This window comes from Pseudoalteromonas sp. UBA2102 (assembly GCF_002331165.1).
GTDB classification, from domain to species: Bacteria; Pseudomonadota; Gammaproteobacteria; order Enterobacterales; family Alteromonadaceae; genus Pseudoalteromonas; species Pseudoalteromonas atlantica.
In genome coordinates this window covers 1-9,753 of the sequence record NZ_DCYU01000104.1, presented here as the reverse complement: position 1 = coordinate 9,753, position 9,753 = coordinate 1, and the positions used below count along the sequence as shown (strand labels likewise).

Annotated in this window: 6 protein-coding genes and 1 pseudogene; 6 read left to right on the top strand and 1 reads right to left on the bottom strand. The window is 41.2% G+C overall.

Going from position 1 to position 9,753, the window contains the following annotated elements; all coding sequences use genetic code 11:
- The 5 genes and pseudogenes from B2R65_RS14670 to B2R65_RS14650 form a co-directional block, all read left to right on the top strand.
- Positions 1-333: pseudogene (locus B2R65_RS14670) on the top strand (Fe/S-dependent 2-methylisocitrate dehydratase AcnD); the annotation flags it as partial.
- A 12-nt stretch (positions 334-345) separates the two neighbouring features.
- On the top strand, positions 346-1,512 hold the full coding sequence (gene prpF, locus B2R65_RS14665) for a 2-methylaconitate cis-trans isomerase PrpF (RefSeq protein WP_286743898.1): 1,167 nt from the start codon (positions 346-348) through the stop codon (positions 1,510-1,512).
- A gap of 522 nt (positions 1,513-2,034) precedes the next feature.
- Positions 2,035-5,058: a hypothetical protein gene (locus B2R65_RS14660; protein ID WP_286743896.1), complete on the top strand. Its 3,024-nt coding sequence runs from the start codon at positions 2,035-2,037 to the stop codon at positions 5,056-5,058.
- A 64-nt stretch (positions 5,059-5,122) separates the two neighbouring features.
- Positions 5,123-6,214, top strand: a complete 1,092-nt coding sequence (locus B2R65_RS14655; protein ID WP_286743893.1) for a hypothetical protein — start codon at positions 5,123-5,125, stop codon at positions 6,212-6,214.
- Between the two features lie 9 nt (positions 6,215-6,223).
- Complete coding sequence (locus B2R65_RS14650; protein WP_286743890.1) at positions 6,224-8,101, top strand: hypothetical protein; 1,878 nt, start codon at positions 6,224-6,226, stop codon at positions 8,099-8,101.
- 103 nt (positions 8,102-8,204) lie between these two features.
- On the opposite strand, the gene moeA is transcribed toward B2R65_RS14650, so the two are convergent.
- Complete coding sequence (moeA, locus tag B2R65_RS14645) at positions 8,205-9,419, bottom strand: molybdopterin molybdotransferase MoeA (RefSeq protein WP_286743887.1); 1,215 nt, start codon at positions 9,417-9,419, stop codon at positions 8,205-8,207.
- Positions 9,420-9,466: 47 nt separating this feature from the next.
- Between moeA and B2R65_RS14640 the strand changes: the two genes are divergently transcribed.
- Positions 9,467-9,753, top strand: a 287-nt coding sequence (locus B2R65_RS14640; protein ID WP_286743884.1) for a substrate-binding domain-containing protein, incomplete at its 3' end; no start/stop codon positions are given.

The following is a 9,753-nucleotide window of genomic DNA, read 5'->3' as shown; positions in this document are numbered from 1 at the left end:
GTAAGGCTTGCAGGCGTTGAGGTTATAGCCGCAGAGGGCTTTGAGCGTATTCACCGTACTAACTTAATTGGTATGGGTGTATTACCGCTTGAGTTTAAACCTGGCACTACCCGCAAAACGCTTAACATTGATGGCAGCGAAAGCTTTGATGTAAAAGGCGAGCCAACACCAGGTGCAACGCTTGATTTAGTGATTACACGTAAAAACGGTGAGGTTCTAACAGTACCTATGAAATGCAGATTGGATACCCAAGAAGAACTTTCTATTTATGCCGCTGGTGGTGTATTACAGCGCTTTGCGCAAGACTTTTTAGAAGCTACGCAATCAGCATAAGGGGCGTACATTATGTTTAAACCACAAATTAAAGTGCCAGCAACTTATATGCGCGGCGGCACCAGTAAAGGTGTATTTTTTAAGTTAACCGACTTACCCAAACCTGCCCAAGTGGCAGGTGAGGCGCGCGACAATTTACTGTTACGCATAATTGGTAGCCCCGACCCATATGGCAAACAAACCGATGGTATGGGCGGAGCAACATCAAGTACTAGTAAAACGGTTATTTTAAGTAAAAGCGAGCAACCTAACCACGATGTGGATTATTTATTTGGCCAAGTGGCAATAGATAAACCTTTTATAGATTGGAGCGGCAATTGCGGTAATTTAACCAGCGCAGTAGGTGCGTTTGCTATAACGAACGGCTTAGTTGATAAAAGCACAGTACCCGACAACGGTGTAGCCGTGGTGCGAGTATGGCAGGCTAATATTAAAAAAAGCATTTTAGTTCATGTACCTATCACCAATGGCGAAGTGCAAGAAACTGGCGATTTTGAACTTGATGGCGTGACCTTTGCTGCTGCCGAGGTAAAGCTAGAGTTTTTAAGCCCCGCCGATGGTGAAGGGGCGTTATTCCCTACAGGCAATGTAGTAGATGACTTAGAAGTACCAGGTGTTGGTACTTTAAAAGCCACTATGATAAACGCGGGTATTCCTACTGTATTTATTAATGCCGCGGATATTGGCTATAGTGGCACTGAGCTGCAAAGCGATATTAATAACGATACTGACGCACTTAAAAAACTTGAAACTATTCGTGCCTATGGCGCAGTCAAAATGGGGTTAATAGCTAATATTAACGAAGCTCAAACACGCCAACATACACCTAAAGTAGCCTTTGTGGCAGCGCCATTAGATTATAACGCGTCAAGTGGTAAGTTTATTGAAGCTACAACAATTGATTTATTAGTACGTGCTATGTCTATGGGCAAGCTTCATCACGCTATGATGGGCACAGCCGCAGTAGCTATTGGCGCAGCCGCCGCTATTGAAGGTACGCTTGTTAATGTGGCCGCAGGTGGCGGGACATTGAACGAAGTTAACTTTGGTCACCCCTCTGGCACGCTAAAAGTAGGCGCAGAAGCTAAAAAAATAGCTGGAGATTGGCTAGTTACCAAAGCAAGTATGAGCCGCAGTGCTCGTGTGCTTATGGAGGGCGTAGTTAAGGCTTTGCAATAAGCTGATTTTAACGTTTTATATTGAGTCATTAACGCTATCCCTAGTTGTTATTGACTCTTAAAATGTTTAGTTTTAAAACTAAACAACGTAAACATTGTGTTTAATAAATCCCCCTTCCAAAAACCTACAAAACTAATTCTTTTTCATTATATCAGCACTTAGATGGTTTTTTTTTAACGTATCTGACGCATTTACTTGAAGAATATTATTAACAAACTAAATTAAATGTAATATTCACTTAATATAGTGGATATATGGTACGCCAGAGCGATGCTTCTTAATGGTTTTAACATATGTTATTGAAAAATAGTAAAGCCTATGAAGAAGCGTTGTTTAAACTTAGGTAAAAATTTGTACTTGAAATGTATAAAAATGTAGCAAAAACTCATTACTTAATGTTACTTTAATCAATAAGTAACAAAGGTTGTTATTGTGTGTCTGTTTATGTTTTTTGTAAACTTTCACACGTATATTTTATAAAATATTTTCTGATACTCATTGCAGGCTATCAAGGAGAAATAAATGGCACAGCGTATGAATAGAATTACCCCAATTGCAGCATCTGTTGCACTTACCCTAGGTTTAGCGGGTTGTGGTTCAGACAACGACGGCAACACTTACGTTCCTCCAGTTGAATCTGTTACTTCATCTGATGACGCTCAATTTAACGTAGAAATAACAGGTAAAGCTGTTAAAGGTGCAATGAAAGGTGCCGTTGTTAGCGTGATGACACTTGATGAAACAGGGCAAAGTGTTCCAGTTGCATTTAGATTAGAAGCATCAGCAGAAGCTGAAACGTTTACCGGCGAAGCAACTTCTCAAGATGCGGCAGATGCTGCAGTAGAAGCTAGCAAAATAGCAGGTAACCCAGATGCGCTAGTAACCGGCGATAATGGTAGCTACAGCATTTACCTTGAAGATGACTTTACAGGCCCTGTATATATTACAGTGACTACTGCTGAAGAAGGCGATGATAGCTTCTTACGTTGTGATGCTTACATTGGTTGTGGAACTTACGATGATGCGCCAGAAGCAGATGACGTAAACGATGGCGATACTAACATTGAGTTTGGTGAATGGTACAAAGCCGACTTAGAGCTTTCTGTTGTTAAATATGTAGCTGCAGCAGAAGCCGACTCATCTGATACGAGCGGCGCAGCAGGCGATGCAAACGTAGCACGTTCGTTTAAAGCGAATGTAACCTTTTTAACTACGCTGGTTGCTCAAGCTCTACTTGAAGCCGAAGGTGAAGTTGACGCTGATGCTATTGCATCAACAAGCTTAAATACAGTGTTCCAAGTTTTTGGACCAGATGCAGCGGTATTATTGTCAGCGCTTATTGGTGACTTATCAAACGGTGGTGCAGTAGATTTAAGTGATGTAGACGGTGAAGAAAGCCTTTCACAAGGCGTGTTGATGATTGCGCAGCTGTCGTCTTCGGTTCAAGGTTTACCATCGATTTCTGATACTATAGCAAGCATTAAAGCTGGTATTGCAGCAGGTACTTTAAGTACAACTGATATTGCAGCAACCTTACAAACAGCCGTTTCTAGTACTGCAAGCGTGTTTGTAGCTATTGCAACGGGTGATGAAGATGCTATTAAAGCGGCATTAGAAGCAGCCTACTTAGCAAATAACCCTAATGCATCAGCTGCCGATATTGCTACATTTGCAGAAAACTCTGCTGGTATTGCAGCTAAAGCAAAAGAAGCAAAAGACAACGCAGTTAAAAATGGCGCAGCAACCGATGCAGAGCTGGCAGAACTTGCAGGTACTGTGCAAGAAGCTCTAGAAGAGTTGGGTTGTACTGGCGATGAGTGTGTTGCAGGCGATGACTTTTTTGCAGATTTAGCAGTTGCTTTATCAGCGCAAATTGATGCATCTTCTACTGAGCTTACTGCTCTTCAAACATCTATAGATACTGCTGAAGAAATGCTTGCTGATGTTCAAGAAATGGGTGGTGCCGTAACTGACGCAGCTACTGCAATTGAATTTGTTGCAGCTGTAGCTGCACTTGAAAATGAAGCTGAAGCAGCGGATTTATCAACGGCAACAAACAAGGTTTATGTGCAAGCACAAAGCTATGTTAGCACTGCGTCTTTACTTGTAGCTCAAAGCTCTGACTACCAAGGCATACTAGATACTGCAATTGATTTACAAGACGCTGCTTTAGAAGAAGTAGAAAACGTAAGCACATACGATTTAGCACTTGCGCAGTTAGTACTTGATGCAGAAGCCGCTATTACTGAGTATGAGATTGAAGTAGAAGCCGCTAAAGAAATTGCTTTGAATACTGCAGATGTTGCAGATGAAAAGAAAGCCGCTGCAGATACAGCAGAAGCCGCTTCAACAAGTGCACTTGCTGATGCGCAAGCTGCTGTTGACTCGGGTGACGATGCACAAGCAACTGTTGAATTAGTTGATGCTGCAGTAACTGCTGCGTCAGATTTTTCTGCTGCTGTAGATGCACTAGAGCTTGCGATTGAACAAGCACTAGAAGCAGCAACTGAATATGAAGCTGTAGCAGTAACTGAAGCTGATATGGCTGAAGCCGCTGATTTAGTTGAAAGTGCAGAAATGATGGCCGAAGCTGCTGAAACTCAGGCTGAACTTGCAAACGAGCAACTTGTAACAGCACTTAGCCTTCAAGCTGAGGCCGATCTTGCAGTGGCAACGGCATCTGTTAAAGAAACATCAGAATCTCTTTCAACGATGACGGTATTAACAAGTACCGGTGGTGATGCACTTTACGACACAGCTGAAGTGTTATTTGATGTATTTGAAGAGCTTGCCGATATGGGTAACTCTGGTGAAGGTACTTCAACAACGCATCCTGAGTGGGCATACGACTACAGCTTAGATGATTTAACGCTAATGCTTACAAACTCGACTACAGGTAGCATGATCACAGCGTCTGCTGCGTATCAAGATAACCAATTGGTTGTTGCTTGGGGCGGTATGCTAACCACTGAAAGCGATGCAACTGTTGAGCTTGTTACAGGCGATGTAGCCGCAGATGCACTTGAAGAGTGTCAAGCATTTGCTGATGGTACAATTACTGACTCTACACAAATTGATTCGTGTTTAGTATTTACGTTTGACGGTGCTGTAAATGCAGATACGGTTGACGATGCTGAACTAACTATGGCACAGGCGTGGAACCGTGTTGAAATTGAGGACGGTGACTCAGACTTTATGGGGACGCTAAACCTAAGCGGCATGGAAGAGACAGACATGGCTATGCTAGAACTAGCAGGTATGTCTGGCGACTTAGACTTTAGCGTAATGTCTGAGGTGGATAGCAGTGGTGATGAAGATATGACCATGCTTGAAATTAAAGTTAACGGTGACGCTGCAATGGGTTACACGCTGTCTATGTCGGGTACTGAATCAGCTGGTTACATGGGCGATGTTAAAGCTATGTACGATGGCATGATGATGACCTTTGGTACAGCAACTAAGGTAACAAATGGTGTTTCAATTACTTACATTGATGATGAAGTAATTGATTACACAGATGTGACTTTAATTGACTCATCTAACTAATACTTAAACTATAAAAGGGAAAAGCTGTGTGCTTTTCCCTTTTTTTATAGAAAGCGATTAAATTATGAAAAAAAAAATTCTCTTGTTAGGATTTTCAACTGCTCTACTTTCACCTCTAGCTTCTGCAAATAATCAATTTCAAATATTAACTCACTTTGACGCCGAAATTTACACTGAGGCACAGCCAGTACAAGCATTTGTAGATGATTTTGACGAGCCTATTAAGTCTGGCGATAGTGCATTTACTTATAATATTTTTGAAATTGGTGTGGGTTACAACAATTTTAAAGTTGGTTTGCAGAGCCGTTATGACTACGTACTTAATTTTGATCCCGATACTGCACTTTATACTTATTTAGAAAAAAACGATTTACCCTTTGAAGAGCGTTTTTACACGTATCAGCTAAATGCTAAGCAAGTGACCTCTAATGGAGTGTTTGTTTCATACGATTTTAAATTTTTAGATAAAAACGCGCTAACTATTACACCAAAAGTGTCTGTTTTTGCCAGTACACATTTTCAAGATGCCTCAGTAGATGGGCGAGTGTTTAGTGACGATGTAGAAGGCAGCATTACTGCTGATTATAATTTTTCGAAAGATATTTTATTTAAAAAATTTACTCCCTCGCAAAACCCTGAAGGCCTAGGCTATAGCTTAGATATTTTTGCTGATTGGCAAGTAAATGACGATTTAAAAGTAGGGCTAAGTGTAAAAGATCTGCTTTATAAAACTGACTTTGATGATACAGGCGCGGTAAAAGGGCAAACAACAGAAATCCCTTTCAGTGAAGATGAAAGTGGTAATGTCACCTCTACACCGACAGTTTCTCTTCAAACATCTGCTTTTGGTAATACCCAGTCACACACACTTGATATGGAAATGCGTATTACCGCCTTTGCCGATTATCGAATCAACCGCCGATATTCAACGGCGCTTACAATCAAACAGTACGACGAAGATACATTTAGTCAGCTAAAAGGGCGTATTCATTTTTGGGATCATTGGAAAGTACAAGCTGGCTATGAAACAAAAAGTGAAGCGTTTTTAGTCGGTATTGAAAACGAGTACTTTGGTCTTAATTTACAAACCGACAGCTTAGATTTAGATAAAGCTTATTATGCGAATGTAAATTGGTACATGAACATTAAGTTTTAAGGAATGAAGATGTTAAAAAAACTTTTACCTTTGTCAGTTGCTCTAGCGCTTAGTGGCTGCGGTGGCTCTTCAAATGACAGTAGTGACGAAGCGGTTGAAATAAGCGTAGCATCTACCTCTACCGTAAACTTTTATGTACCTCAGTGGCAATCAGCCAAAGGTACCCTTAATCAATTAGACAGCCAAGGCAATGTGGTTGAGTCTGTCGCGGTCGAAAACATAAATACCGCCAGCGTGAGTGTATCGCCTCTTAATTTTTATACATTTGAATTTATACCTGACGATAGCGCCTTGCCATGCCCACGCTTTACAGGCTGCGGCAGAACGCTTCGCGGCGATGTAAACGATATAAACGAAAACCGTTTAATTGATTTTGAAGAGATAACCGGCGTTAATTTAAACTATGCCGCCCGTGCCTATGTTGCGCCAGGCGTTAATGAGGTGTTTTTCTCGCCATTGAGCACCGCAATTACGAATGCAAATATTGACGCGACCCTTGCAAGTTTATCTGCGAGTCCTTTTTATCAGCTTACACATAGTAGCTTGAGTAATACACTAGAGGCAGAAATTGTAGCTAATGCATTTACGTATAGCGCTATCGTCGCTGGTGTGTCTGTTGAAGGATTTGATTTAGCCACTGCATTTGATGATTTTATCACCCAGCAGGATGATACAAGTGCTTGGCAAACTTACAGCAGTTTAGCTGATCAATACATCGCAGATAACCTTTACAGTGAACAAGGAAATGGTTTAATTCAAAGTGTAGCCGGGCAGGTTAAGCAAACTATTGCGAGCGTGACTAGTTATACCAATTGGCAACAAAAAGTTGAAACTGAGCAAGCATTAGAGTCACGCGAATTACTCGAAAATATAAGAGATGCGCTAGGTGTTATTCGCTTACAGGACACAACCTACGCAGATGATTTAGACGCGAAGCTTGCACAACTAGAAAGCGCACTTGATGACGATACGCAGCAAACTATTACCGTGCTTGCAGAGGTAATTAATGAGGTACTCATAAATTACTCCCCACTTGCAGAAGTATCTGCGAGCGAAGGGCAGTACACGTTACGTAATCTTGATATTAGCTATTCAACCTCACCCTACGAATGGCTAATTACCGGTACCTATGATGGCTTGCCAGTAAATATAGACATGTCTATCCCCACATTTAGAATAAGCGGTGTACTTGGTGATAAAATAGAAGGGGTAATGAGCGCTTCTGTTATTAATGGCGATACGCGCTTAGATGTTGATGTAAGTGAACTGCTGGTGGAATTTGATGGGGTAAGTGAGCAAAGTGAATTATTACCCGATGCACAAACAGGCATTGCTAATATTACCACTGACGTAGTTATTGCTAAGCAATCAGGCGAGCTTACTGGTGAGATATCATTAGATCTAAATCGATTTGTTACTGCGTTTGCGCAGGAAGTTACGTCTTTATCTGCCTTTGATTTTGCTGGCCAATATCAAAGTGATATTCAAACTACGCCTTTTCATATTACAGCATTAGAAGCTTCGCCACTGACGGGTGAGGAAAACGATGATTTAATGTTTGGCCTAGAACTGGCTCTGCCATTAGGTGGTGCGAGTGACTTTAGCTTAGCGTATGTAGGTGATGTTATTGATTTATCGCAGCTTACTAGTAGTGATGTATTTATTAGCGTAAAACAAAAAGCCTTAGATTTACGCATTAGAGAAGTAAATAGCAATATTAGTTTAACCGCAAAAGGTGAAAACGGTCGCTGGCTTGATGTAAAACAAGCTGGCAGCAACTACAGCGGTGGCTTGTACTTAGGCGATACAAAAATTGCGGATGTAACCGCAGTACGTGGTATTCCTGGGGTATTATTTCCTAATGGTGATTTTGAGTCGTTATTTTAATAGCGGTTTAAACCTAAACTTAAGCCCAGCAAGTTGCACATACTTGCTGGGCTTTTTTATTACTCGTGCTTATATACTACCTAACTAAGCAAATTGGCATAAGTTATAGTAGCTCTATTTCTACGGTTTCGTCTTTTTCAATATTGCCACTTTCGGCGGGCACCACAATAAGGCAATTTGCGTGGCTAAGCGATGAGAGTACCCCCGAACCTTGCTTATTTATAGGCGTTACCAGTAGGTTATTGTTTTCGTCGGTACTGGCAATACCGCGTTGAAAGTCGGTACGGCCGGGGCGCTTTTTAATCAGCGCTGTGGTGGTTGCTTTTAAACGTAACTTAGCAGTATGTTCATTTCCTGAAAGCTTTGTAAGGGCTGGCTTTACAAGTCGCTCAAGCGTAACGGCTGCCGATACGGGGTTACCTGGTAAACCAAAAAAGTAGCTGTTAGGTAATTTACCAAAAGCAAAGGGTTTACCCGGCTTCATGGCAATTTTCCAAAAATGGATATCGCCAATTTCATTTAATACTTCTTTAGTAAAATCGGCTTCGCCAACCGATACACCACCAGAGCTTATTACGGCATCGGCTAGCTCGTTTGCTTTTAAAAACGTGTTTTTAATGAGCGTTTTATCATCGGGAATTATTCCAAAATCAATCACTTCTATATTGTTATCATTAAGCTCGCTTAATATAACAGCGCGATTACTTTCATAAATAGCACCTGCAGGAAGGGCATTGCCAGGCTCTATAAGTTCATCTCCTGTAGAAAATACCGCGACCTTTAGTGTTTCATATACACTTACTTGGTTAATACCAATAGAGGCAAGTAAGCCTACATCTACCGCTTTTAGTTTTCTGCCCGCTTTAAAAACAACACTATTTTTTGCAATGTCTTCACCTGCAAAGCGCACATTATTATTGAGCTCAATATGACCTGTAAATGTTATTTTATCGTTATCTACGCTGGCGTTTTCTTGCATAACTACCGCATTAGCGCCAGGGGGCAGGGCAGCGCCGGTCATAATTCTAACGCATTGCCCAGGTGTTAAGGTGTTTTTAAAGGTTTGCCCAGCAAATACACTGCCTACTTGCTGATAAGTTGTTAGCCCTTCGCTTAGGCAAAGTGCATAGCCATCCATTGCCGAATTATCGTGAGCAGGCACATTTATATTGGATTTAATATCGCTTGCTAAAACACGGCCAACACTGTGCATTATTGAAATGGTTTCTGCGGCTTTATTAAAGTTAATAGCGCTTAGCATGTTACTAATTGCGGTTTCTACTGGTAATAAACCAGGTGCATTGCATACATCGTTCATATATATTGTTTTTTATAATGTGTCTGATTTTTAAAACAATACTTATAATGTTAAAGCTTTACAATACATGGTGTGGTTATTTGTTATTACTGTTAGTGGTATTTAGCAATCCTCTTAACGCAAAAGAAACGCTGCATATAGCCGTTGCGAGCAATTTTAAACCTGTGCTGCAAACGCTGGTAACTAACCCAGCCCTGAAAAATATTAATATTAAAATATCAGCTGCTTCTAGCGGCGTATTACACTCACAAATTATGCACGGTGCACCGTACGATATATTTTTATCAGCCGACGCTGCACGCCCACACGCACTGATCAAAGACGGCTTTGCACT

Coding starts and splice junctions, on each gene's coding strand:
- B2R65_RS14655 (WP_286743893.1), top strand. CDS start 5,123: ATGAAAAAAAAAATTCTCTTGTTAGGATTTTCAACTGCTCTACTTTCA.
- B2R65_RS14660 (WP_286743896.1), top strand. CDS start 2,035: ATGGCACAGCGTATGAATAGAATTACCCCAATTGCAGCATCTGTTGCA.
- B2R65_RS14650 (WP_286743890.1), top strand. CDS start 6,224: ATGTTAAAAAAACTTTTACCTTTGTCAGTTGCTCTAGCGCTTAGTGGC.
- prpF (WP_286743898.1), top strand. CDS start 346: ATGTTTAAACCACAAATTAAAGTGCCAGCAACTTATATGCGCGGCGGC.
- moeA (WP_286743887.1), bottom strand. CDS start 9,419: ATGAACGATGTATGCAATGCACCTGGTTTATTACCAGTAGAAACCGCA.